Source organism: Yeosuana marina (assembly GCF_011762485.1).
GTDB lineage: Bacteria > Bacteroidota > Bacteroidia > Flavobacteriales > Flavobacteriaceae > Yeosuana > Yeosuana marina.
In genome coordinates, this window is sequence record NZ_JAAKGI010000001.1 from 543,841 (window position 1) to 567,602 (window position 23,762).

27 protein-coding genes are annotated in these 23,762 nt (G+C 33.1%); 17 read left to right on the top strand and 10 right to left on the bottom strand.

Annotation, left to right across the window (positions count from 1 at the left end; genetic code table 11):
- The first annotated feature begins 104 nt into the window (after window positions 1-104).
- From G5V56_RS02350 to G5V56_RS02380, 7 genes are all read left to right on the top strand, one after another.
- Entirely contained in the window at window positions 105-974 is an 870-nt protein-coding gene (locus G5V56_RS02350; protein ID WP_166960715.1) for a flavin reductase family protein, read from the top strand.
- Window positions 975-1,010: 36 nt separating this feature from the next.
- Window positions 1,011-1,388, top strand: coding sequence for a DUF3127 domain-containing protein (locus G5V56_RS02355; protein ID WP_166960718.1), 378 nt, complete (start codon window positions 1,011-1,013; stop codon window positions 1,386-1,388).
- Between the two features lie 187 nt (window positions 1,389-1,575).
- A complete protein-coding gene (gene aat / locus G5V56_RS02360; RefSeq protein ID WP_166960721.1) occupies window positions 1,576-2,202 on the top strand; it encodes a leucyl/phenylalanyl-tRNA--protein transferase in 627 nt (208 codons plus the stop codon).
- A 162-nt stretch (window positions 2,203-2,364) separates the two neighbouring features.
- The gene (locus G5V56_RS02365) at window positions 2,365-3,261 is read left to right on the top strand and encodes a DnaJ C-terminal domain-containing protein (protein ID WP_166960724.1); all 897 of its coding nucleotides are present in this window, start codon (window positions 2,365-2,367) and stop codon (window positions 3,259-3,261) included.
- 2 nt (window positions 3,262-3,263) lie between these two features.
- Window positions 3,264-3,560: a chaperone modulator CbpM gene (locus G5V56_RS02370; protein ID WP_166960727.1), complete on the top strand. Its 297-nt coding sequence runs from the start codon at window positions 3,264-3,266 to the stop codon at window positions 3,558-3,560.
- Window positions 3,561-3,581: 21 nt separating this feature from the next.
- Window positions 3,582-3,974, top strand: a complete 393-nt coding sequence (locus G5V56_RS02375) for a SpoIIAA family protein (RefSeq protein WP_166960730.1) — start codon at window positions 3,582-3,584, stop codon at window positions 3,972-3,974.
- A gap of 86 nt (window positions 3,975-4,060) precedes the next feature.
- A complete protein-coding gene (locus tag G5V56_RS02380) occupies window positions 4,061-4,678 on the top strand; it encodes a class I SAM-dependent methyltransferase (protein ID WP_166960733.1) in 618 nt (205 codons plus the stop codon).
- Between the two features lies 1 nt (window position 4,679).
- Here the strand turns inward: G5V56_RS02380 and G5V56_RS02385 are convergent, their stop codons facing one another.
- Window positions 4,680-5,399, bottom strand: a complete 720-nt coding sequence (locus tag G5V56_RS02385) for a DUF2490 domain-containing protein (protein ID WP_166960736.1) — start codon at window positions 5,397-5,399, stop codon at window positions 4,680-4,682.
- Complete coding sequence (locus G5V56_RS02390) at window positions 5,347-5,931, bottom strand: hypothetical protein (protein WP_166960739.1); 585 nt, start codon at window positions 5,929-5,931, stop codon at window positions 5,347-5,349. Before G5V56_RS02390 ends, G5V56_RS02385 begins: the two co-directional genes overlap by 53 nt.
- A gap of 99 nt (window positions 5,932-6,030) precedes the next feature.
- On the opposite strand from G5V56_RS02390, the gene G5V56_RS02395 reads away from it, so the two are divergent.
- Window positions 6,031-6,525, top strand: coding sequence for an RNA polymerase sigma factor (locus tag G5V56_RS02395; protein WP_166960741.1), 495 nt, complete (start codon window positions 6,031-6,033; stop codon window positions 6,523-6,525).
- A complete protein-coding gene (locus G5V56_RS02400; protein ID WP_166960744.1) occupies window positions 6,509-7,147 on the top strand; it encodes a hypothetical protein in 639 nt (212 codons plus the stop codon). Before G5V56_RS02395 ends, G5V56_RS02400 begins: the two co-directional genes overlap by 17 nt.
- Window positions 7,148-7,166: 19 nt before the next feature.
- On the opposite strand, the gene G5V56_RS02405 is transcribed toward G5V56_RS02400, so the two are convergent.
- Entirely contained in the window at window positions 7,167-7,730 is a 564-nt protein-coding gene (locus G5V56_RS02405) for a DNA-3-methyladenine glycosylase I (protein ID WP_166960747.1), read from the bottom strand.
- A gap of 94 nt (window positions 7,731-7,824) precedes the next feature.
- Between G5V56_RS02405 and G5V56_RS02410 the strand changes: the two genes are divergently transcribed.
- Window positions 7,825-8,445, top strand: a complete 621-nt coding sequence (locus tag G5V56_RS02410; protein WP_166960750.1) for a thioredoxin family protein — start codon at window positions 7,825-7,827, stop codon at window positions 8,443-8,445.
- On the opposite strand, the gene G5V56_RS02415 is transcribed toward G5V56_RS02410, so the two are convergent.
- From G5V56_RS02415 to G5V56_RS02425, 3 genes are all read right to left on the bottom strand, one after another.
- On the bottom strand, window positions 8,423-9,148 hold the full coding sequence (locus G5V56_RS02415; protein WP_240911195.1) for a TonB family protein: 726 nt from the start codon (window positions 9,146-9,148) through the stop codon (window positions 8,423-8,425). The genes G5V56_RS02410 and G5V56_RS02415 overlap by 23 nt on opposite strands.
- Window positions 9,149-9,331: 183 nt before the next feature.
- Entirely contained in the window at window positions 9,332-10,024 is a 693-nt protein-coding gene (gene truB, locus G5V56_RS02420) for a tRNA pseudouridine(55) synthase TruB (RefSeq protein WP_166960752.1), read from the bottom strand.
- Window positions 10,024-10,836: an undecaprenyl-diphosphate phosphatase gene (locus G5V56_RS02425; RefSeq protein ID WP_166960755.1), complete on the bottom strand. Its 813-nt coding sequence runs from the start codon at window positions 10,834-10,836 to the stop codon at window positions 10,024-10,026. The genes truB and G5V56_RS02425 overlap by 1 nt, the downstream gene beginning before the upstream one ends.
- 60 nt (window positions 10,837-10,896) lie before the next feature.
- On the opposite strand from G5V56_RS02425, the gene G5V56_RS02430 reads away from it, so the two are divergent.
- Window positions 10,897-12,021, top strand: coding sequence for a glycerate kinase (locus tag G5V56_RS02430; RefSeq protein ID WP_166960758.1), 1,125 nt, complete (start codon window positions 10,897-10,899; stop codon window positions 12,019-12,021).
- Window positions 12,022-12,023: 2 nt separating this feature from the next.
- Here the strand turns inward: G5V56_RS02430 and G5V56_RS02435 are convergent, their stop codons facing one another.
- Window positions 12,024-12,278 (bottom strand): DUF3098 domain-containing protein, encoded by a 255-nt coding sequence (locus tag G5V56_RS02435; RefSeq protein WP_166960761.1) that lies wholly within the window; start codon window positions 12,276-12,278, stop codon window positions 12,024-12,026.
- A 109-nt stretch (window positions 12,279-12,387) separates the two neighbouring features.
- Window positions 12,388-13,266 carry a cell division protein FtsX gene (locus G5V56_RS02440; protein WP_166960763.1) on the bottom strand — a complete coding sequence of 293 codons (879 nt, stop codon included), beginning with the start codon at window positions 13,264-13,266 and terminating at the stop codon, window positions 12,388-12,390.
- Between the two features lie 66 nt (window positions 13,267-13,332).
- Between G5V56_RS02440 and G5V56_RS02445 the strand changes: the two genes are divergently transcribed.
- On the top strand, window positions 13,333-14,253 hold the full coding sequence (locus G5V56_RS02445) for a ketopantoate reductase family protein (RefSeq protein ID WP_166960766.1): 921 nt from the start codon (window positions 13,333-13,335) through the stop codon (window positions 14,251-14,253).
- On the opposite strand, the gene G5V56_RS02450 is transcribed toward G5V56_RS02445, so the two are convergent.
- Together G5V56_RS02450 and G5V56_RS02455 are read right to left on the bottom strand one after the other, a co-directional pair.
- Window positions 14,250-15,164: a DMT family transporter gene (locus tag G5V56_RS02450; RefSeq protein WP_166960769.1), complete on the bottom strand. Its 915-nt coding sequence runs from the start codon at window positions 15,162-15,164 to the stop codon at window positions 14,250-14,252. The two genes, G5V56_RS02445 and G5V56_RS02450, sit on opposite strands and share 4 nt — an antisense overlap.
- A 41-nt stretch (window positions 15,165-15,205) precedes the next feature.
- The gene (locus tag G5V56_RS02455; protein WP_166960772.1) at window positions 15,206-15,982 is read right to left on the bottom strand and encodes a patatin-like phospholipase family protein; all 777 of its coding nucleotides are present in this window, start codon (window positions 15,980-15,982) and stop codon (window positions 15,206-15,208) included.
- A gap of 206 nt (window positions 15,983-16,188) precedes the next feature.
- On the opposite strand from G5V56_RS02455, the gene G5V56_RS02460 reads away from it, so the two are divergent.
- From G5V56_RS02460 to G5V56_RS02480, 5 genes are all read left to right on the top strand, one after another.
- The gene (locus tag G5V56_RS02460) at window positions 16,189-19,215 is read left to right on the top strand and encodes a leucine--tRNA ligase (RefSeq protein WP_166960775.1); all 3,027 of its coding nucleotides are present in this window, start codon (window positions 16,189-16,191) and stop codon (window positions 19,213-19,215) included.
- Window positions 19,216-19,386: 171 nt separating this feature from the next.
- A complete protein-coding gene (gene ald / locus G5V56_RS02465; protein ID WP_166961120.1) occupies window positions 19,387-20,475 on the top strand; it encodes an alanine dehydrogenase in 1,089 nt (362 codons plus the stop codon).
- A gap of 84 nt (window positions 20,476-20,559) precedes the next feature.
- Window positions 20,560-21,255, top strand: coding sequence for a zinc metallopeptidase (locus G5V56_RS02470; RefSeq protein ID WP_166960778.1), 696 nt, complete (start codon window positions 20,560-20,562; stop codon window positions 21,253-21,255).
- A gap of 79 nt (window positions 21,256-21,334) precedes the next feature.
- A complete protein-coding gene (locus G5V56_RS02475) occupies window positions 21,335-23,104 on the top strand; it encodes a MutS-related protein (protein ID WP_166960781.1) in 1,770 nt (589 codons plus the stop codon).
- Between the two features lie 76 nt (window positions 23,105-23,180).
- Window positions 23,181-23,678, top strand: a complete 498-nt coding sequence (locus G5V56_RS02480; protein WP_166960784.1) for a YgdI/YgdR family lipoprotein — start codon at window positions 23,181-23,183, stop codon at window positions 23,676-23,678.
- The last annotated feature ends 84 nt before the right edge of the window (window positions 23,679-23,762 follow it).

Genomic DNA, 23,762 nt, shown 5'->3' on the forward strand with positions numbered 1-23,762 from the left:
CATTTGCTATAAGAGTTAATATTTCAGACAAAGTGAAACTAACGGGTCTATTTTGTTAAGTATTAATATAATAAATCGTTAGTTTTGTGAAAATAACAAGTTGAATGATATCATTTGATCCTAAAAGTACCCCAACAAATATTTTACATGCCTATTTATTAAGTGCGGTAGCGCCAAGGCCTATAGCATTTGCCAGTACTGTTGATGTTGATGGGAACCCTAATTTGTCACCATTTAGCTTTTTTAATGTATTTAGTTCTAACCCTCCAATTTTGGTGTTTTCACCGTCAAGACGAGTAAGAGATAATACCACTAAGCATACGTTAGAGAATGCAGAAGCTACCAAAGAAGTAGTTATTAACGTGGTTAATTATGATATTGTTCATCAAATGTCGTTAAGTAGTACCGAGTATGCTAAGGGCGTTAACGAGTTTGATAAATCTGGTCTTACGATGTTGAAATCGGATGTAGTTAAACCGTTCAGGGTCGCAGAGTCTCCCGTTCAGTTTGAATGTAAGGTCAATGAGATTATTAACCTGGGTACGGAAGGCGGTGCAGGTAATTTAATTATTTGCGAAGTGGTAAAGTTTCATATTACTGAAGAAGTTCTTAATGACGACAATACCATCAACCAAAAGAAATTAGATTTAGTATCCCGTGCTGGAGGTAGTTTGTATAGCAGAGCCAATAAAGGGTTTTTTGAAATTCCAAAACCTTTGAGTAAATTGGGAATAGGCGTTGATAATTTACCTGAAGATATTAAAAACAGTATGGTTTTAACAGGTAATGATTTAGGTATTTTGGCTAATGTAGATAAAATACCAACTAAAGATAAGGCAAAAGAATTTATTGATAGTTTGGGGGAACGTTATCCAAACATAAAAAACGCATCACACAGAGAAAAACATAAGTTGGCTCGTAAATATTTAAGTTTTGGAGATATTGAAAGCGCTTGGAAAATATTGTTAAGTTAAAAGTAAATAGTAATTAATACATATAAACAAAAATTAATGGAAGTTCAAGGAAGAATTAAAATGATAGGAGAAACCCAAACTTTTGGAAATAATGGGTTTAGAAAAAGAGAAATTGTAGTAACTACAGAGGAACAATACCCACAACACATTATGGTGGAATTTGTACAGGATAAAACAGATTTGCTTAATAGTTATAAAGAAGGTCAAGAAGTTAAAATAAGCATTAATTTACGAGGCAGAGAGTGGGTAAATCCACAAGGAGAAACCAAATATTTTAATTCTATTCAAGGATGGCGTATTGAAGCATTACAAACAGATGCGTCAAGTGATAATTTACCACCAGTACCGCCAGCTGATGCCTTTGAACCAGCAGGAGACCTTAATGAAGAGGATCACGACGATTTACCTTTTTAATTAATACCTATTAAATAGGAGATTTATAAAAAAATTAACCTCGATGTTCGTAACATATCGGGGTTTTTTAATTTTACATCCTTGCTAATGAAGCATGACCGAAGCTATCTGTTTATTATTTAATTGTGATTGACAGAGTACTTTATTCTTCGTAATGATAAATAAATTAGTAAAATAATCTGATAACATGCACTGCCTAACAAACAATACAGGATTTCCTGATGTGTCTGAAGCCTCAGAAGAAGGAATATTGGCTGTAGGAGGCGATTTATCTGTCAACAGATTAATAGAGGCCTATAGTCAAGGTATATTTCCTTGGTTTGAAGCAGAAGAACCTGTTTTGTGGTGGTCGCCAGATCCGCGTTTTGTATTGTTTCCAGAAAAACTAAAAGTTTCTAAAAGCATGAAACAAGTATTGCGTAACTGCGATTTTGAAGTCACTGTTAATAAAGATTTTAAAACGGTTATCTCAGAATGTGCAAACATAAAACGCGATGGACAACCAGGAACTTGGATTACTAATAGTATGATTAAAGCCTACACACAATTATATGACTTGGGGTATGCTAAATCAGTTGAGGTTTGGAGATGCAATCAATTGGTTGGCGGGCTTTACGGTGTGGATTTAGGTAATGGTGTTTTTTGTGGAGAAAGTATGTTTAGTAAAGAAAGTAATGCCAGTAAAGCAGGGTTTATCACCTTTGTGCAAAACAACAATTATAGGTTGATAGATTGTCAAGTTTACACACAGCATTTAGAAAGCTTGGGTGCAGAGGATATTCCTAGAGATGAGTTTTTAAAGTTTTTAAAGTAATACCTTTTCAGATAAGTTATATTTATTATTCGTGCATTGTTACCTAAAATCAAAGTAGTTTTACTAATTTTTCTTCATAAATTTCGTTATATTTATAGGTGCTAACAGAATTTTTTAAATAGCGTAGTTACCTTCCTTTTAATAATACAAAACCCCAAGAGAATGAATTTTATAGACTATTATAAAGTATTGGGACTTGATAAAAACGCCACTGATAGTGACATAAAAAAAGCCTATCGGAAACTAGCACGTAAATATCATCCAGACGTAAACCCCAATGACAAGGACGCTGAAAAGAAATTCAAAGAAATTAATGAAGCCAATGAGGTATTGAGTCATGTTGAAAACAGAAAAAAATATGACAAATATGGTAAAGACTGGAAGCATGCTGAAGATTTTGAAAAAGCCAAACAGCAACAACAATCACATAGGCAATCGTATCAACAAGGTTCTTCTGGCGAAGGGTATTCAGATCAGGATTTTTCAGATTTTTTTGAATCTATGTTTGGTGGAGCACGATCGTCATCAAGACAAGGCAGAAATGTACAATTTAAAGGACAAGATTTTAATGCCGAATTACAATTAAATTTAAGAGATGTTTACAAAACACATAAGCAGGAGTTAACCGTTAATGGTAGTAAAATAAGGCTAACTATTCCTGCAGGAGTGGAAAACGGTCAAATAATAAAAATAAAAGGAAAAGGCGGTAATGGTATAAATGGCGGTCCCAATGGGGATTTGTACATAAAATTCCTCATAAATAATCATACGCAATTTAAAAGAGATGGAAACAATTTATATACCCATGTCGATTTAGATTTATATACCTCTATTTTAGGAGGAGAAACGACTATAGATACCTTTAATGGGAAGGTTAAACTAAATGTTAAACCAGAAACCCAAAACGGGACCAAAGTAAAATTAAAAGGAAAAGGATTTCCTGTTTATAAAAAAGAAGGTCAGTTTGGTGATTTAATTATTACGTACAACATTAAAACACCGACTCATTTAAGCGATAAAGAAAAAGAGCTATTCAAAGAATTACAAAAAATAAGATAGTTATGGATGCAAAAAACTTAATACAAATACAGACCCTTTGTTCGCATTATAACCTTGAATTTTCGTTTTTTGATGAATTAAAGAATATAGGACTGATTGAAATTGAAATCGTTGAACAAAAACAATACATTCATCAAGACCAAATAGGAAATCTTGAAAAAATGATAAGACTGCATAACGAGTTAAACGTTAACCTAGAAGGCATTGATGTGGTTTTTAATCTTTTGGATAAAGAACGAGAATTGCGGAATGAATTAAATGCGTTAAAAAATAGATTACGACTTTATGAAAACGATTAAAAAAACTAATTTTTTTATATCATGGTAGAACAAATAATTACTTCGGAAAAAAACATTTTAGCTATTGAAGTTATTGATGGATTTACGGAAACTGACGAAAAAATATGTCAAAAATTTTTTCAAGAAAAGTTGGATCAAGGATTTAAACAAGTCCATATTCTAGTGAAATTAGACGAACTAAAAATTAGTAAAACTAGCGTTAAAACCTTTATGGAAGATGTTATATTTGCTTTGAGGAATTATAAAAAAATGGGACATCTTGCCATAGTAGCACATTCAAACATACTAAAAGCTTTGGTACCTATTGATAATTTGTTTTTTCAAAGAGCCAAAGAAGGACGACTAGAGCGCTATTTTGATGTGTCTCAGATGGATGAAGCCATGGCGTTTGTTTCTGAAACGGCAACTAGCTAATAAACTTCAATAGTCAATAATTATAAGTTTTGAGAATTATTATTATTCTCTTAGACACATTTTTGAAATAGTTAAAAAATAAATGAATGGAAAATTTTTGGGATATGCGTTTTAAACAAGACGCGTATGTTTATGGTACACAGCCAAATGCTTTTTTTAAAGAAGCTATTGATAGGTACAAGCCAACAGGAAAACTATTGTTGCCAGCAGAAGGAGAAGGACGTAATGCAACCTATGCCGCTAAAAAAGGTTTAAATGTGTATGCTTTCGATACCAGTATTGAAGGTAAAAATAAAGCCATGAAATTAGCAGAGCGCAATAATGTGAGCATTAATTATGAAGTGGGAGATTTTTTTAATCTTGAATTACTTAATGAAACATTTGATGCGGCTGCACTCATTTTCGCTCATTTCTCACTTGATATTTTGCAAGATTATCATAAAAAAGTGGTCGAATTATTAAAACCTAACGGACTTATTATTATTGAGGCCTTTAGCAAAAATCATATAGAATTTCAAAAGGTAAACCCATTGGCTGGTGGACCGAAAAATATAGATATGCTATTTTCAAAAGAAACTATTGCAAGAGATTTTCCTAATTTTGAGATTCTTAAATTAGACGAAATAGAAGATACGCTTAAGGAAGGTGAATTTCATAACGGTAAGGCTAAACTTATTAGGTTTATAGGAAGGAAGATGGTTTAATTTAAATTTTTAAAATTGCCGAGGTTAAAACAAACAAACTATGGTTAGCTTTAATGTTATAAGCTTCTAAACGATATTCTAAACCGGTTTGCAATTTTAAATCTTCAGTTAATTGCCAACCTATTTGAAAGGTGACTCTTTGATCTATGGCTGGTGTGCTTGTTTTACTCAAACTTAATAAAGACTCCAAAGCTCCAACAAAATAAGCTTCTCCAATATCAAGTTTTTGACCATTTAACGGAAAATCTATTGCAAAACGATACCGTTGTCTAAAAATAGTTCTTGTATCTATAATACGCTGTTCAGTTCTAAAACGATGTCCGTACCGAACACCTAACTTTTGTGTTTTATAATTAAATTGTTGTGTAAAACGTATTTCGTTTTTACCAGATTCAAACACATCCCTGTTTCGATAAAATACACCAAAACTTAAAGCGTGATTATAGTTTAATTTTAAAGTTGAAAAGTGAAAGATATCGACTTGTTGTTGTTTGTATTGAATGGTTGCATCACGATATAAAAAATATCGAGATCTAGCTGTAAAGTTTATACTATATGTGTCCGAGATATCATGGTTTACGCCAAAAACAGATTCACCTAAAGTAATAAAATCATTTTGGGCTTTTGATATTAAACCGGCAAATAATAGAACTAAGAATAAGAGAGTTTTAATATAGCGCATATTCGTATGAAGATGATGAAACAGGTCTTGATTTTTCAAATTCACCATTACTTTTAAAGGTAAACTCTTTTAAAAGGTGTTTTCCATTACTTTTTATGTCTGCAATAATCTCAAAATGTGTGTTTTTATTTATGGAATCATCAAGAACAAAATTGATAAATTGCAGGTCGTTAGTATGTGAAGCATTAATATATTGTTTTTGTATTTTAATAAATCTAACATGGTCAAAATAGGTATTGAAGTATTTTAATATAGTTTCAAATGATACTTTAGGAATATCTTTTTTCTTTATAAGAACTTCAACGTCTTCTAAAATGCCATTCGCATCAAATTCAACACTGTAATGTTGCTTTTTGTATTTAAATTTAGCTTCAAAACTCAGTTTATCACCATCTGATTCTCTATAAAACCTCAGGAGTTTTAATTGATTTGGAAGCTTGTTAAAATACTCTTGAGCTACTTTAGGGAATTCATTAACCTTTACACGCTCTTCTTGTTCATTCTTTGTTTGAGAAACACCGAAAGAATAGCAACATAAAAATAAAACACTTGTTAGCAGTTTAAACGTCATTATATATAAACCAATTAATTTCAATTGTAAAATTGAAAAAAAATATTTAAAAAAGTGTAATAATCGTTAACTTCTACCACTAATCTTTAAAAACAGTGTTTGAGTAACGATTTTTATATATCGTCCATTTTACCCTATTCCGGAATAATAATTAAAATATGTAGGGCTTATACAGATTCGCAAGAAGATTTCGAAGATTATTATCAAGAGGTCTGTTTGCAAATATGGAGAAGTCGAGATAAATTCCGTGGAGACGCTAAATGGTCTACTTGGATATATAGGTTAACGCTAAACATATGCTTAACATTAATCAAGAAAAAGAAAAGACATCGTGAGCATTACGATTCAGATTATAAGATTCAAAATGAAATTGTAGAGGATGAACATACCTTTTCAGATGAATCACTTAACCTGTTATACGATGCAATCAAACAATTATCAGAGATTGACAGAGCCGTTATTCTGCTTTATCTTGAAGAAAAACCAAATAAAGAAATTGCCGATATAATTGGAGTTACACCCAATAATATAGGTGTTCGAATTAATAGAATTAAAGAACGATTAAAAAAAATACTAGATGGAAAAATCAATTGAATCAATTTGGAAAGAAGGATTTTTAGATAGCAACGCTATGGTAGCACCAAAGTTAAATAATCTTTACAATCAAAAGTCCATTCATATTATTGATAAATTTAAAAGGATGTTTAAAATAAATCTGATTGCACTAGTTGTATTTTCTTTTATTATTTTAATAGTATCTTTTTTTTCAAAAATTCCTGTCATGGGAATACTAATGTTCATTCTTTTTAATGTTATAGTTATTGTAAATAAAAGACTATTTAAAGGCTTGAATACTATAGATAAAAACGTGAGCAGTTATGAATACCTTAAGTCTTTTGATACGTGGATGAAAGATCAAATTGCGGTTAATTATAAAATGTCAAAATATATTTATCCGTATATTTTTATAGCTTTGGTTTCAGGGTTTTGGTTTTCAAACCCATTTAGGGAAACTTTAAACAGGCTATTTGGTAATTATCAGCCTTATATGGTATTTGATGTTCCCGTATTTTGGGCAATTGGAATGCTTTTAATGGTAATACTATTGGCGATTTTTGGTGGACGAATTTACAAATGGGATTTGAACATTGTTTATGGTCACATATTAAAAAAACTAGACGAGCTAATCGCCGATATGGAAGATTTAAGAGCTTAATTGGATGTTTAGGATAAATTTAAACTTCGTTATATCTAAAACAACCAACTTCATGGTCGTTTACCATACCTGTGGCTTGCATATGCGCATAAATTACCGTTGAACCAACAAACTTAAACCCTCGTTTTTTTAAATCGGTACTAATGCGATCACTTAGTGCTGTATTGGCAGGAGCATCTTTATAACTTTTAAGCGTATTTTTTATAGGTTTGCCATCTACAAAACTCCAGATGTATTTTGAAAAGCTCCCAAATTCTTTTTGAATTTCAATAAAAGCCTGAGCATTGGTAATCGTAGCATTTACTTTTAATTTATTTCTAATAATACCTGCATCTTGCAATAAAGCATCAATTTTATTCTGTTGGTATTGTGCTATTTTTTTATAATCGAAATTATCAAACGCCTGTCTAAAATTTTCTCGCTTCCGTAAAATAGTAATCCAACTAAGACCTGCTTGAAAGGTTTCTAACATTAAAAACTCAAAAAGAGTTGCATCATCAAAAACAGGAACACCCCATTCTTGGTCATGATAGGCTTCATATAAGGCGTCTCCCTCGCACCAGCCACATCTATTTTTTTTCATGATTAAGGTTGTAAGTATCAGCTTAAAAGTATGACAAATATCATATAAAAGGAAACATTAAGAATGTAATTTTGTTTCGTTAAATTCAGAAAATATGAATGAGATTATAAAAAATGGAATTGAACGTAGTATGTCTTACATGGCCTATAGAAGTTTAATGAAACAATTGGTTGAGGAAAACTCAAATACTGGTCTTGAGAAAAATGAAAGTTTAGCAGAATATACAAAGCTTAATGATAGGCGAATGAATCGTTGGGATAAAACCTTAAAAATAGCAGATGATTCTAAAGCTAAATTATCTCATTTTAATGACAACATAACTTGGTTAGTCATTACCGAAAGTTGGTGCGGAGATGCAGCTCATATTGTTCCTGTTTTATATAAAATAGCTGAGTTAATTAATATTAATTTTAGAGTTGTTCTCAGAGATGAAAATTTGGAGTTGATGGATCAATTTTTAACCAATGGAGCCAGAGCTATTCCAAAATTAATTATGATTGATAATGTGACAGGAAATGTATTAAATACGTTTGGACCACGACCTTTGGAAGCCACTAAAATGGTAATAGATTATAAAGAACAACATGGTGCTATCACACCAGAATTTAAAGAAGCATTACAAGTTTGGTATAATAAAAATAAAGGACAAAGTATTATAAATGATATTATTGAAATACTTTGTAAGTTAGAACCTAGTATTTGCCAACAAAATTAAAAGTAATAGAACCTAACTGCTTGTTCTTATTAGGTTTCGCATTAAATTTCGCTTCTTTTGCATATTCTAAAGCACTCTCAATTAAACACTCATTAGTTGAGGTTGATGAGGTATTTACATACGCGTCAATGACATTTCCCATAGCATCTACGGTGATATTAATTACAATTTTACCGCCGGCTTCGCAAAGATAAATGGGGATAGGTAGATACTCGTCTGTTCTATCTACTAAAGAATACCGTATGGTACTTTTTCTATTGTTAGAGGTATTTGTATTTTTTTTAGTGCTTTTGTTTAAAAACGAGTTGACTTTTGAAAACGATGAAACTTCTTCATGATTCAAATCTGAAATATCGTTATTGTCGCTTGAAGATTCTTTACTAATATCTTCATTTACTTGAGATTCAGGTCGTTTATAATCTTCTGGAGGAGCAATAGGCTTATAGGCTTCAGCAAACGACTTTTCTTTAACGGTTTCATTAAAGGCTTTGTTTGTTTCAGCTTTACTATTATTTAATTGCTCTAAAGCTTCAAGTACTTTAGCTTCTTCTTTGGTAAGTTCCTTTTCAGGTTCTACTTCATAATAACTTTCAGAAGATCTTTCATTCTGTTGTTTTAAGCTTAAATTAAAAACAGAAAGCACGACCGTTCCTGCAATGAGAAACGTAAGTAATAGGGCTTTTTGTTGATTGTTAAATTCCAAAGATTTAGGTTTTTGTGATAGCAATATCACTATATATACGACAAATTAAGACAAAAAGTTTAAAATAACATAAATTCCATAAAAATTGAAACGCTTAATAACTATTTAAGGGTGTTATATCTAGAATGTTTTTTTGTAAAATTTAATCCGATTAAAAAAGAAGATATACCGTAAGAATATTTATTAAGGAGCAAGATTTTTAATAAAATCCTCAACAGATATAGCATTTTTAACATCAAAATCGCCAATTTTTGTTCGTCTTAGTGCCGATAAATGGGCACCAGAGTCTAAAGCTTTTCCAAAATCATGAGCTAAGGAGCGTATATAAGTACCTTTACTACAAACGATTCTGAAATCGATATGGAGATTATCAATTTTAGTGATTTCAAATTCAGAAACACTTACGGTTCGTGATTTTATGTCAACAACTTCACCTGCTCTGGCAAATTCATACAGGCGTTTACCATCTTTTTTTAAAGCTGAAAACACAGGAGGCTTCTGTTCGATGTCTCCAATAAATTGTTTGGTAGTTTCATGAATTAAATCATGAGTAATATGGCTCGTTTCAAACGTGCTATCAATCTCTGTCTCTAAATCAAAAGAAGGTGTGGTACTACCCAAAACTAGGGTGCCTGTATATTCTTTAAATTGTCCTTGAAAGGTGTCAATTTGTTTGGTCATTTTACCTGTACAAAGCACTAATAAGCCGGTGGCAAGCGGATCTAAAGTTCCTGCATGACCGACTTTTATTTTTTTTAATTTGAAAGCTTGACGAATTTCCCAGCGTAACTTATTAACTACCTGAAATGATGTCCAATGCAACGGCTTGTCAATTAACAATACTTGACCAGATAAATAATCTTCAGGTGTTAACATTATACAGTAGTTAAAGGATACAAAAAGTAGTGAATCAATAACAAACCAACTCCTAAAATAATACGGTAGTATCCAAAAATTTTAAATCCTCTTTTACTTAAATAATCAATAAACGATTTAATAGCTAAAAGTGCGACTACAAAAGCAATAACATTGCCTATAATTAAATAATTAATTTGATTGCTGCTAAGCTCAAAACCAGCTTGGTAATAATCAAAAAGTTTCTTAGCAGTAGCCCCAAACATGGTAGGAACAGCAAGAAAAAACGAGAATTCGGCAGCTGTTTTTCTATTCAGTTTTTGTGTCATCCCACCAACTATACTCGCACCACTTCGTGACGTACCAGGTATCATGGCAAGACATTGAAAAAAACCAATTTTTAAAGCCGTTAGATAACTTATGTTGGTGTGAGCCTGAGGATTGTCTTCATCTACAACTTCATTGGCTTTAAACCAATCATCTACTTTCAATAAAATAAAACCTCCAATAATTAATGAAATAGCAACTACAATTGGGCTTTCTAATAACTCATCAATGACATCATTTAAAAGTAAGCCTAAAATAACCGCAGGAATAAAAGCAACTAACAGTTTAAAATAGAAATCAAAACTTTGAAAAAATCGTTTCCAATAAAGTACAACTACCGATAAAATAGCACCAAGTTGAATAACTATGGTAAACAATTTAGTAAAGTCGTCGCCTGCAATCTTCATAAAAGACGAAGCGATAATCATATGTCCTGTTGAAGAAATCGGAAGATATTCAGTAATACCTTCAATAATGGCAAGTATAATAGTATCAATTAAATTCATGAGACAAAAATATCAAAATTGAAGATGTATTTTATTAAATTGTAGTTTATTTTACGTTAAATGAAATTTGTAATTGCTCCAGATAAGTTTAAAGGTTCCTTAACAGCCATACAATTTTGCAATGCTGTAGAGAGCAGTTTAAAAAGAATCTTGCCTAATGCTGAAATTTACAGGTTACCTTTATCTGATGGGGGTGATGGAACCATAGATATCTTGGAATATCATCTTCACGGAAAACGACTAAAATTACAAGTTAATAACCCGTTGTTTCGGCCTATTCAAGCCTCGTATTTATATATGGATGCCATAAACACAGCATTTATTGAAATGGCTGCAGCTTCAGGAATAGCGCTTTTAAAACCAGAAGAGCAAAATTGTTTTTATACAACGTCGCTTGGAACAGGAGAACTCATTAAACATGCTATAAAAAAAGGAGCAAAAACGATAATTCTTGGTATTGGCGGTAGTGCTACGAATGATTGCGGTATTGGAATGGCTGCCGCTTTAGGATATACGTTTGAAGACGAAAGAGGAAAGGAACTAAGCCCTGTTGGAAAAAATCTATTAAAAATTCATCACATCAATACAAACCATGTTTTAAAAGTTTTAGATGAGGTTGAATTTAAAGTGGCTTGTGATGTCACCAATCCGTTATTTGGAAGTAATGGGGCGGCCTATGTTTATGGTTCACAAAAAGGAGCATCAAGTAGTGAAATAGCACAATTAGATGAAGGGTTACAACATCTTTCTAAGCTTTTTATAAAACAATTTGATAGAGATATTCAGAATTTGAAAGGTGCCGGAGCTGCTGGCGGTATGGGTGCCGGAGCTTCGGTTTTTTTAAATGCTGAATTGCAATCAGGAATCGATTTAGTGAAGGGTTTAATAGATTTTGATGCTAAAATAAACAATGCCGATTGGATTATTACAGGTGAAGGCACATTAGATAACCAAACGTTTTCAGGCAAGGCGATTCACGGGGTAATTACTTCCGCGAAAGCGAAAAACATAAAAGTTGCGGCTTTTTGTGGGGCAATGGACTTATCAGACACCGATATTAAAAACTTCGGAATCGACTATGCCGATGCTATTTTAAACTATTCTAAAAATTTAGAGGATGCTATAAAAAATGGATATAACTATATTGAAGGAATGGCTGAAAAATTTGCTAAAATGTTCGTGTGAACCTACTCTTTGTCTGGATTTAATAAGATAGCATAAATCTGAATCCCAAAACCAAGAAGTACCAACATTGGCGCCAAGCGAATACGTCTGAAACTAAAAATTTCAGGATTAAAAACATTCGGGTCGTCGCTACCACCGCCAGACATTAAAATAAAACCTAAAGCAATACAAGCAATGCCTATAAACATAAATTTATAGTTTTTCTTTCCGAATACAAAGACACTCTTTGCGGCTTCTTTACGTTTTTTCTCTCCCATGATGTTTTATAAACTAATATGCAAATTAACGGATTTATTTAAAATAGCCTTGTTAAGAATATAATAAATTGTTTTTAGTAACCAACAAGTAGCAACCAACAAGTCGCAACTAATAATACAACTGGTCTGTTTTCAAATTTAAAAAACGTTGTGTTGCAATATGTGTACTAATCCATGTGATGATAATTCCTAAGGTAAATACAAATACAAATAATAGGGTAATTAATACGGGATTACTTATTAACTCTAATTCTGGGAATGTTTTATTTAAATAATATAAAACAATAGCCATTCCTATAAGCGCTATAATCCCACCAATAATACCCAACCGTACACTTTTCCAAACAAAAGGTCTTCTAATAAATTGTTTGGTAGCACCAACCATTTGCATGGTTTTAATGGTGAATCTTTTAGAATAGACTGCCAAACGAATAGAACTATTTATAAGTAAAACTGCAATCAACGTGAAAATGCCACTAATCACTAGTACCCAAAAACTAATTTTTTTAACATTGTTGTTCATTAAAGTCACCAAATCGTTATCGTAATCGACATCATCAACAAAGTTTTTACTTAGCGCTTCATCTGAAATTTTTTCTAACTGATCTGAGGTTACAAAATCTGCTTTCAAATGGACATCGATACTATTTTGAAGCGGATTATAACCCACAAAATCCATAAAGTCTTCTCCATTTTCAGCCTTCATAAATTCGGCTGCTTGTTCTTTCGAGACGTATTCGGTAGATTTCACATAATCAGACATCGCCAAACTTTTTTCAAGCTGTTTCATTTCAACATCTTTGGCAGTATCTTTTAGATAGATAGTCAATACGACTTGTTCTTTAAAATGGTCTGATACTTTTTTAGCATTTAAAATTAACAAGCCTAACAACCCTAATAAAAACAGAACCAATGCGATACTTAAAACCACAGAAAAGTAGGATGAAATAAGCCTGCGCTTTTGATGATTTTCAAATGATGAACTCATATAGATATATTAACGTTGTAAAAATAATAAAGTATATTTAAACTCTATTTATATAAACTAAAACATATGAACATTGTTGTAATCGGTGCTGGTGGCGTTGGCGGGTATTTTGGTGGAAAATTAGCTAGATCTGGTTGTGATGTTACGTTTATAGCTCGCGGAAAACATTTAGAAGCTATTAAAACGAAAGGCTTACAAGTAAAAAGTATTTTGGGAGATTTTACTGTGTACCCCAAAGTGACAGATAATTTGAGTGATATAAAAAATCCCGACTTGATTATTTTAGGCGTTAAGTCTTGGCAAGTTTTAGGTATAGCTGAACAATTAAAATCTGTTATTGGGTCTGAAACTATGGTATTACCGTTACAAAATGGTGCGGATAATGCAGATAAATTATTGTCTGTTTTACCAAAGGAAAATGTGTTGGCTGGGTTGTGTAAAATTGTAAGTAAGGTTGAATCACCTGGTGTTATTAATCATTTTACGTTTGAACCCGAAATTGTTTTTGGTGAATATGACAATAAGAAATCTGAGAGAATACAAAATCTTAAATCCGTTTTCGATAAAGCGGGTTTTAAAAATACTCTATCTGAGGATATTCATTTAGATATTTGGAAAAAGTTTTTGTTTATCGGAACTATTAGCGGCATTGGTGCTTTAACGCGAGCCGTTTTTGGTGTGATGCGTGAACAAGAAGGAATTAGAAAAATTATTTATGATACCGCGAAAGAAATGGTCGCTATCGCGAACGCAAAAGGTGTTGGGTTAACTTCTAAGGATATTGAAATCATTGTAAAGGTTATTGACAGTTTAGATTACAATACTACTGCATCAATGCAACGCGATATGATGGAAGGCAAACCGAGCGAGCTAGACAATTTTAATGGCTATATTGTGGCACAAGGAAAAGAATTGGGTATAGAAACACCAACCAATGCTTTTATTTATCATTGTTTGAGGCCACAAGAAATTAAAGCACGAAGTTAGGACATAGTTTTGGGCTTTTTACTCACCATATAAACGCCAATAACAACCAGCAAACAACTTATAATTTTTACAAGATTTATGTCTTGGGTATACTGTGTTTGCGATAGGATATTCGCATAAACAGCAACCATAACAAAGCTTATTAAAGGCTGTAAGTATATATAACTACTGGTTACCGATGGTGTAACATACTGAAGCGAATAAATATTAAATAAGTAAGCAAAAAAGGTGGTAAATAAAACTACAAAACCAATAACCAAATAGGTATTTAAGGTAAAGCCACTAAAGTCGGTGTTTAGAAAATCGCCAATTCCCACTGGAAATGTAAACAAAAATCCGAATAAAAACACCCAACTTACCACTGTTATGGCTTTATATTTCTTCATTAGAGGTTTTACAAAAACAAGATAAAGCGAATAACTGGTTGCATTTAAAAAAACGAACAGATTCCCTAGAACAGAGCTAGTTCCCGAAGCTTTGTTGCCGTATAAAATCAACGCTATAGCGCCTACACCTCCAATGGTAATACCTAATAATTTATGTTTAGTAATGCGCTCTTTCAATAAAAAGGAACTAAAAACTAAAACAATTACAGGAACCGCTGTCATGATGATTGATGCATCAATAGGTGATGTAAGATTGATTCCATGAAAAAACAAGAGTTGATTAGCGGCGGCACCGAATAAACCACAAAACATCAAACGTAACATATCACTTTTGGCAACACGTTCTTTAATAACAAAGCTTTTTAATATCCAAAATAAAGGCGTGGCAAAAAGCAACCTGATAAACACAAAGGAAGAGGGTCCAATTTTATCGGGCATAATGCCTTTGGCAATAATAAAATTGACACCATAAATTAAGTTGGCACCAAGTAGTGCTAAATGCGCTTTAAATAAGTTATTCTTCAAGGATGTACTTTCAATTTGGATGCGAAAGTAGACTTTTTAGGTTATTTTTCTAATGAAATGAGAATCTCTTTGATTTCTTTTTTAGCATGATTATAGCCAATTTCATAAGCTTTGTCAATGCCTTTTGCTTCAAAAGTTCCTATTTTATCAATTTCTTGTGGCATAAAAACATAATTACATAAATTAAATTTTTTTACATTATTTGCTTCTAAACCAATATGATATACCCGATGCATTAATTTTATAGACGTATTAACATCTGATTCTTGAACAGGTGTTATGGGGTTAACAAAACCGCCAATAATTTTTCTAACCTTATTTTTTTTAATAGGTTCTACAGGGAAATTATTTAAAATACCACCATCTGAATAAAAGTTATCGTTAATTTTTAAAGGAGAAAAGATAGGAGGTAATGCGCACGATGCAATTAAGGGTTTTATTAATTCGCCTTGGTTAAAATATTCTAGTTTACCAGACAATAAATTGGTGGCTGTTGTTGTTAACGGATATTTTAATTTTTCAAATGAATTTTCAGTAAAAAACGTTTTAAAAAACTTTTCGTATTTCTCACTATCTAAAATTCCGGGTTTATTTCGTGCGTATAACGAAAACGCCAAAATGGGTGTTTGTTTAAAAAACTTAAGCATCTCATCTGTATTATATCCGGCAGCATATAAAGCACAAACCAGAGCGCCTGCGCTTGTTCCAGAAACCTGAGTTGGGACAATATCGTTTTCTAATAAAACTTGTATTAAACCAACATAGGCAATAGCTCGCACACCGCCGCCAGATAGCACTAAGCCAATTTCTTCATTCATAATGATGTAATAATAAGGTAAAATAAAGATACAATTATATATAAATACTCCGAAGTAATACAAATAGCTTTTAGTTTTTTCTTTTTAAACCGTAACTTTGCACCTTTAAATTTCGTCATGACGAGAGTGAAACGACGTGGTAATCTTTTTTAAATGAACAGATTGCTTCTCTTTGTTCGCAATGGCGATCATATTTATAAGATAGAATGATATACAATTTTAACGAGATAGAAGCCAAATGGCAGAAATATTGGGCCAAAAACCAAACGTTTAAAGCAGAAAACCAAAGCGACAAACCTAAATTTTACGTGTTAGATATGTTTCCGTATCCAAGTGGTGCGGGCTTACATGTTGGACATCCTCTGGGATATATTGCTTCAGATATTTATGCGCGTTACAAGCGCCATAAAGGGTTTAATGTGCTGCATCCGCAAGGCTATGATAGTTTTGGGTTGCCCGCTGAGCAATACGCGATTCAAACAGGTCAACATCCTGCAATTACGACTGCTGAAAACATAAAAACGTATCGTCGACAGTTAGACCAAATAGGATTTTCTTTCGATTGGTCTCGTGAAGTTAGAACATCAGATCCGAGTTATTATAAATGGACACAGTGGATTTTTATTCAACTATTTAATTCATGGTACAATAACGAATCCAATAAAGCGGAAGATATTTCAGAATTAATAAAACTATTTGCTTCGGAAGGAAATGCAAACGTGAATGCGGTTTGTGATGATGACGTAGAAGTGTTTTCTGCTGAAGAATGGAATACTTTTGATTCGGTTAAACAACAAGAAATATTACTTCAATATAGACTAACCTATTTAGCTGAAACTGAAGTAAACTGGTGTCCTGCTTTAGGAACGGTATTGGCAAACGATGAGATTGTAAATGGCGTTTCCGAACGTGGTGGCCATCCCGTTATCAGAAAAAAAATGACGCAATGGAGTATGCGTATTTCTGCTTATGCAGAACGCTTACTTCAAGGTTTAGATACCATTGATTGGACCGATTCTTTAAAGGAAAGTCAACGTAACTGGATTGGAAAATCCGTTGGAGCCTCAGTTTCGTTCAACGTCATTACGAGTGAAACGAAGCAATCTGTTAACAATGAAAATGTCACCCTGAACGCAGTCGAAGGGTCTCACAAAATAGAAGTCTTCACAACCCGCCCCGACACCATTTTCGGAGTCAGTTTTATGACACTTGCGCCTGAACACGAATTAGTATCGCAAATAACCACTCCAGCTCAAAAAGCTGAGGTTGAAGCTTACGTTGAAGCCACAGCAAAACGTAGCGAACGAGATAGAATGGCCGATGTAAAAACCATTACAGGAGCTTTTACTGGCGCTTATGTTGAGCATCCGTTTACCAAAGAACCTATTCCGGTGTGGATTGGCGATTATGTGTTGGCAGGCTACGGAACCGGTGCCGTAATGTCTGTGCCATGTGGCGACCAACGCGATTATGATTTTGCAAAACATTTTAATATCCCGATTCCTAATATTTTTGAAGGCGTTGATATTTCTGAAGAAGCTTTTGCTGATAAAGACAAAACCATCATTGCTAATAGTGATTTTTTAAATGGTTTAAACTATAAAGAAGCCACCAAAAAAATTATTGAAGAATTGGAAAAACTAGGGCAGGGACAAGGAAAAACAAACTATCGTTTACGCGATGCTGTGTTTAGTCGTCAGCGTTATTGGGGTGAGCCATTTCCGGTGTATTATGTGAATGGCATGCCGCAAATGATCGATGCCAAATATTTACCAATTAGTTTGCCCGAAGTTGAAAAATATCTACCAACCGAAACTGGCGAACCACCATTGGGTAACGCTACTGTTTGGGCTTGGGATACCGCGAAAAATGAAGTGGTTTCAAATGATTTGATTAATAACAAAACCATTCATCCGTTAGAGTTGAACACCATGCCAGGTTGGGCAGGTAGTTCACAGTACTTTAACCGGTATATGGACCCGCATAATGATAACGAGATTTTCTCGCAAGAAGCCATCAACTATTGGCAACAAGTGGATTTATATATTGGCGGAAGCGAGCATGCCACAGGACATTTGTTGTACTCTCGTTTTTGGCAAAAGTTTATGTTTGATAAAGGTTTAGTGCCTTATGATGAGTTTGCTAAAAAACTCATTAACCAAGGGATGATTTTAGGCACAAGTGCGTTTGTGTCAGTTCTTGGTATTCAAGTTTTATTTTTAGATGAAAATGAAGAATCATCATCCAAAAATGAATCCCCGAAGTCAATAGGAGTATTAGTTTCTAAAAGTGAGGTTGAAAAGTATAACTCCAAGCAAGAAAATAAAATTGATAATTTTCTTAATTCTTTAAAAGGGAATTCAAAGTATATAAATTCTTTTGGAAAAACTGTTACTGTTCATCAAATTAATAATATTCATGCAGACGTTTCTTTTGTAAACGCATCTGATGAATTAGATATTGAAGCATTCAAGATTTGGAGACCAGAGTTTAAGGATGCCGAATTTATTACAGAAGAAGATGGAACCTTTAAAGTAAAACGCGAAGTCGAAAAAATGTCTAAGTCCAAATACAATGTGGTCAATCCAGACCAAATATGTATCGATTATGGTGCAGATAGCTTAAGACTTTACGAAATGTTTTTGGGTCCGTTAGAGCAATACAAACCTTGGAATACGGCTGGAATTACGGGTGTGCATTCATTCCTTAAAAAACTTTGGAAATTGTATGTTGATGATAATGGGTTGAAAGTAACCAATGCAGAACCATCCAAAGACAGCTTAAAAACACTTCATAAAACGATTAAAAAAGTAGAAGAAGATATCGAGAATTTCTCGTTTAACACCTCGGTTTCAACCTTTATGATTGCAGCCAATGAGTTAACCGCTCAAAAATGTACATCTAAAGATATTTTAGAGCCATTACTAATTTTAATTTCACCGTATGCACCGCACATCGCTGAAGAATTATGGAGTCAGTTAGGGCATAACGAATCGATTGCAACCGCAGCATTTCCAACATTTGATGCTAGTCATTTGGTAGAAAGCAATAAAGTATATCCTATTTCATTTAATGGTAAAATGCGTTTCACGATGGAATTACCGTTAGATTTAAGTAAAGAAGCCATTGAAGAAGCTGTTTTAGCCCACGAAAAAACCAAAGAACAATTACAAGGCAGAACACCTAAAAAAGTGATTATTGTTCCTGGTAAAATCGTCAATATTGTAGGATAACATCGCTTTTATTCAGTTTATATTGGGGTCTAAAAAATATTAAATATTTTTTAGACCCCTAATTTTTTAGGGTTTTCGACAAGAAACAAATAAATTATGTCAATCAACCCCTATTTAATTTTGGGGTATCAATTAAAATATTCAATTTTGACAGATAAAATAATTGATATCATGATTATAGGTGTGCCCAAAGAAATTAAAAACAACGAAAGCCGTGTAGGCATGACGCCTGCAGGTGTATTTGAACTAACCAAAAACAACCATAAAGTCTATGTACAAAGCGATGCTGGATTTGGCAGCGGGTTTTTTAATGACGATTATATAGAAGCCGGTGCTCTTATTCTTGAAACAATAGAGGAGGTCTATGCAATCAGTGATATGATTGTAAAAGTAAAGGAGCCTATTGAATCAGAATACGCATTGATAAAACCAGATCAAGTTATTTTTACCTATTTTCATTTTGCATCTAGTGAAACCTTAACTAAAGCCATGATAGACAGTAAGTCTGTTTGTATTGCTTATGAAACGGTTGAGGATGATGATGGCTCGTTACCATTATTAGTTCCCATGTCTGAAGTAGCTGGGCGTATGGCCATTCAACAAGGTGCTAAATATTTAGAAAAACCTATTAAGGGTCGTGGTGTTTTGCTTGGTGGTGTGCCAGGTGTTCCTCCGGGAAAAGTCTTAGTGTTAGGGGCTGGTATTGTGGGTATTCAGGCTGCTAAAATGGCCGCTGGTTTGGGTGCGCATGTCACGATTATGGACATTAATATGAAACAGTTACGTTATGTAAATGATATTATGCCCAATCATGTGGTGACCGAATTTTCTAGTCAGTATAACATTAGAAAGCGTATTAAAGAAGCCGATTTAATTATTGGTGGTGTCTTGATAAAAGGTGCCAAAGCTCCAAAATTAATTACCCGTGATATGCTAAAAGATATGCATCCAGGAGCAGTTATTGTAGATGTGGCTGTAGATCAAGGTGGTTGTATAGAAACGACTAAACCAACTACGCACGAAGATCCAACTTTTATTATTGATGATGTGGTTCACTATTGTGTGGCGAATATGCCGGGAGCCGTTCCTTATACATCTACGGTGGCTTTAACAAATGTGACATTGCCTTATGTGCTTAGATTGGCTAATCAAGGTTGGGAACAAGCCTGCGAAAGCGATAAAACCTTAGCTAAAGGCTTAAACATTGTAAAAGGCGAGGTCGTTTATAAAGAAATTATTGAAGCTTTTCACTGGGATTAAATCTCTTTCAATCTGACAAAATTTCATAAGTAAAAAGTGGCGCTATTTTTGTTATATTTAATTTGTAATTAAAGAATAATAAAAATGATTGGATATTATATATTAATAGGTGCGATTGCTTTAGTAAGTTGGTTAGTAAGCAGTACCCTAAAACGAAAATTTGAAAAGTACTCTAAAGTACATTTAAAAAATGGTATGAGTGGTAAAGAGATAGCTGAAAAAATGCTATCGGACCATGGTATTTATGATGTAGAAGTTATTTCTGCACCTGGTCGTTTAACAGATCACTACAATCCAAAAAATAAAACAGTCAACCTTAGTGAAGCGGTTTACAATCAGCGTAATGCCGCTGCTGCTGCCGTTGCAGCACATGAGTGTGGACATGCGGTTCAACATGCCAAAGCCTATAGTTGGTTGCAAATGCGATCTTCTTTGGTTCCTGTGGTAAGTGTAACCTCTGGAATGTCGCAATGGTTAATCATTGGAGGACTTGTTTTAGGTGGTGCTGCAGGCATGGGACTAGGATGGTGGGTTGCTGCCTTAGGTGTTGTGTTTATGGGCTTTGCTACTATATTTAGTTTTATTACGTTACCTGTAGAGTATGATGCTAGTAACCGAGCCTTAGCATGGTTGAAAAACAGAAATATAGTAACACCAGATGAGTATGCAGGTTCTGAAGATGCTTTAAAATGGGCTGCTAGAACCTATTTAGTGGCTGCAATTGGTGCATTAGCCTCGTTGTTATATTGGGCGTTGCAAATTTTTGGAGGTAGAAACTAACATGATACATTAAAAAAAGTTAAAAAGCCCTGAAGTATTTTAGGGCTTTTTTGTTTATTTATAGAGCAATCAAAATACCATGAATCACCCTTTAGAATACTATAAGCAGCAATTAAAAACCTACCAAAGCGAAGAACAAAAGCGAAATAAACAAATGGCCTTTTTAAGTACAATCAGGGTATTCGTGTTTTTAGCAACTGCTTTTGGGATATATATGCTCTTTAACTCTTGGCAATTCGCTAGTATGTCTGGTATAATAGGAGCTATAGTATTTATCTATTTACTTTTAAAATATACCAGGATTAAATCAGAAAGAGATTTTTATACTGAGCTCGTCAAAATCAATCAGGAAGAAATACAAATCCATTCTGGAAATTTTCATCATAGAGATGATGGTTTACAATTTCAAGAAACCAATCATTTTTACAGTTTAGATATTGATTTATTTGGAAGAGGATCTTTTTTTCAATACATAAATAGAACAGCCATTAAAGAAGGAACTCAAAAGCTAGTTGATGCTTTAAAGGCTAATAATATCAACAATATTAAATTACGTCAAGAGGCTATTAAAAATTTAAATTCAAAACCCGAATGGCGACAACATTATGCAGCCACATCTGCCCTTATTAAAGTAGAAACGCCAGCAGCCTATATTATTGATTGGTTAAAAAACTATAAACCTTTTCTGCCAAAAATAGTAAAATGGTTACCCCTTGTGGTTAGTTTGGCTTCTTTCGCGCTATTAGGATTGATTATTTTTGATATGGTTGATAAATCATTAATTGGATATTGGTTGCTCGTTGGGTTGGCAATAACTTCTGTGTATCTCAAAAAAATAAGTGATTTAGCCTCACATTGTGATCAATTGAAAGATACATTTCGTCAATACGCCTTGCTTTTAAGGCAAATTGAAAGTACTACATTTTCTTCTGAATTGTTACAACAAAAGCAACATCAAATTCAATCTGAAGAAAAAAAAGCATCAGTGATTTTTAAGGAATTTTCTAAGTCTTTAGATGCGCTTGATAATCGGAATAACCTAATTTCAGCCATTTTTGGAAACGGATTATTTCTTTTAGATTTAAAGAACAGTTATCGGGTTGAACAGTGGATTAAGCAATACGCACATAAAGTAGCCGATTGGTTTGAAGTGGTCTCGTTTTTTGATACCTATAATTCGTTCGGTAATTTTGCGTTTAATCATCCAGATTTTATCTTTCCGGAGATTGTAAATAATAATTTCGTTATAAAAGCAGAACAATTAGGACATCCATTACTTAATAAAGAAAAACGCGTTGATAGTGACTTATTGATAGATTGTGAGCAGTTCTTTATTGTTACAGGCGCTAATATGGCAGGAAAGAGTACGTTTTTAAGAACGGTTTCCTTGCACATTGTGATGGCTAATATGGGCTTGCCAGTATGCGCCAAGTCAAGTCAATATAGCCCTGTTAAGTTAATTACCAGTATGAGAACTTCTGATTCTTTAACCGATGAAAGTTCCTATTTCTTTTCGGAGTTAACCCGTTTAAAGTACATTGTGGATGCCATTCAAAAAGAACCTTATTTTATTGTGTTAGATGAAATTTTAAAGGGTACCAACAGCACAGATAAAGCCATTGGTTCCAGAAAGTTTGTTGAGAAATTGGTAGCGTCTAATGCTACTGGAATTATTGCAACACACGATTTAAGCTTATGTGAGATTGAAAAGGAACTCGATGCCGTTAAAAACTATTATTTTGATGCCGAGATTATTAATAACGAACTTTATTTTGACTATAAATTAAAAGGGGGTGTTTGTAAAAACATGAATGCCTCTTTTCTTTTGAAAAAGATGAATATTGTTTAGTTTTTTTATTTAAAAAAAAGTGACTATTTTATAGATAATGCATCTAAAAGGATAGAGAACATTTACATTAAAAAATATGAAACAAATAAAATTAATAGTTGTAATTGCACTAACAATTCTAACTTCTTGCAGCAGTAGCGAACGTGTTATTACAAATGACGGTAAAGTATATACGGTTAAAGGAAATTCTTTTTATACTAACGATAAAGACGTAACGGATAAACTGACAAAAGTTGAAAAAGAAAACATACAATCTATTTTAGAAAAACGTCATGAAGTCAAACAAGCTGAAGAGAAAAAACAAGATCAAATTGAAGAATCGTTAAAGCAATTAAAACAAAAGGAGAAGGAACTTAACGAACAGCAGAAACAATTAGATGATAAAATAGAAGCTAGAGAAGACGCAAGAGACGATTTTTTTGAGATAAGAGAAAAATTGAATAGTGTAAAAGATGAGTATACCCAATTGAAAAATAAAGGAGGTTTGTCTCCAAATGATGATGAAAAATGGCAAAAGCGACTTAAAAAATTAGAACAAAAACTAAAAGAAGCAGAACTAAAAATAAACAATTAATTACTTAAAAAAGATAAAAAACAGTGCTCATAATATAAATCTGAGCACTGTTTTTTTAATACATGTTTAGTTTAGTAACTCATT

What these genes read in the sequence shown, in the direction of transcription:
- G5V56_RS02350 (WP_166960715.1), top strand. Translation starts at nt 105, where the DNA reads ATGATATCATTTGATCCTAAAAGTACCCCAACAAATATTTTACATGCC.
- G5V56_RS02355 (WP_166960718.1), top strand. Translation starts at nt 1,011, where the DNA reads ATGGAAGTTCAAGGAAGAATTAAAATGATAGGAGAAACCCAAACTTTT.
- aat (WP_166960721.1), top strand. Translation starts at nt 1,576, where the DNA reads ATGCACTGCCTAACAAACAATACAGGATTTCCTGATGTGTCTGAAGCC.
- G5V56_RS02365 (WP_166960724.1), top strand. Translation starts at nt 2,365, where the DNA reads ATGAATTTTATAGACTATTATAAAGTATTGGGACTTGATAAAAACGCC.
- G5V56_RS02370 (WP_166960727.1), top strand. Translation starts at nt 3,264, where the DNA reads ATGGATGCAAAAAACTTAATACAAATACAGACCCTTTGTTCGCATTAT.
- G5V56_RS02375 (WP_166960730.1), top strand. Translation starts at nt 3,582, where the DNA reads ATGGTAGAACAAATAATTACTTCGGAAAAAAACATTTTAGCTATTGAA.
- G5V56_RS02380 (WP_166960733.1), top strand. Translation starts at nt 4,061, where the DNA reads ATGGAAAATTTTTGGGATATGCGTTTTAAACAAGACGCGTATGTTTAT.
- G5V56_RS02390 (WP_166960739.1), bottom strand. Translation starts at nt 5,931, where the DNA reads ATGACGTTTAAACTGCTAACAAGTGTTTTATTTTTATGTTGCTATTCT.
- G5V56_RS02400 (WP_166960744.1), top strand. Translation starts at nt 6,509, where the DNA reads ATGGAAAAATCAATTGAATCAATTTGGAAAGAAGGATTTTTAGATAGC.
- G5V56_RS02405 (WP_166960747.1), bottom strand. Translation starts at nt 7,730, where the DNA reads ATGAAAAAAAATAGATGTGGCTGGTGCGAGGGAGACGCCTTATATGAA.
- G5V56_RS02410 (WP_166960750.1), top strand. Translation starts at nt 7,825, where the DNA reads ATGAATGAGATTATAAAAAATGGAATTGAACGTAGTATGTCTTACATG.
- truB (WP_166960752.1), bottom strand. Translation starts at nt 10,024, where the DNA reads ATGTTAACACCTGAAGATTATTTATCTGGTCAAGTATTGTTAATTGAC.
- G5V56_RS02425 (WP_166960755.1), bottom strand. Translation starts at nt 10,836, where the DNA reads ATGAATTTAATTGATACTATTATACTTGCCATTATTGAAGGTATTACT.
- G5V56_RS02430 (WP_166960758.1), top strand. Translation starts at nt 10,897, where the DNA reads ATGAAATTTGTAATTGCTCCAGATAAGTTTAAAGGTTCCTTAACAGCC.
- G5V56_RS02435 (WP_166960761.1), bottom strand. Translation starts at nt 12,278, where the DNA reads ATGGGAGAGAAAAAACGTAAAGAAGCCGCAAAGAGTGTCTTTGTATTC.
- G5V56_RS02440 (WP_166960763.1), bottom strand. Translation starts at nt 13,266, where the DNA reads ATGAGTTCATCATTTGAAAATCATCAAAAGCGCAGGCTTATTTCATCC.
- G5V56_RS02445 (WP_166960766.1), top strand. Translation starts at nt 13,333, where the DNA reads ATGAACATTGTTGTAATCGGTGCTGGTGGCGTTGGCGGGTATTTTGGT.
- G5V56_RS02455 (WP_166960772.1), bottom strand. Translation starts at nt 15,982, where the DNA reads ATGAATGAAGAAATTGGCTTAGTGCTATCTGGCGGCGGTGTGCGAGCT.
- G5V56_RS02460 (WP_166960775.1), top strand. Translation starts at nt 16,189, where the DNA reads ATGATATACAATTTTAACGAGATAGAAGCCAAATGGCAGAAATATTGG.
- ald (WP_166961120.1), top strand. Translation starts at nt 19,387, where the DNA reads ATGATTATAGGTGTGCCCAAAGAAATTAAAAACAACGAAAGCCGTGTA.
- G5V56_RS02470 (WP_166960778.1), top strand. Translation starts at nt 20,560, where the DNA reads ATGATTGGATATTATATATTAATAGGTGCGATTGCTTTAGTAAGTTGG.
- G5V56_RS02475 (WP_166960781.1), top strand. Translation starts at nt 21,335, where the DNA reads ATGAATCACCCTTTAGAATACTATAAGCAGCAATTAAAAACCTACCAA.
- G5V56_RS02480 (WP_166960784.1), top strand. Translation starts at nt 23,181, where the DNA reads ATGAAACAAATAAAATTAATAGTTGTAATTGCACTAACAATTCTAACT.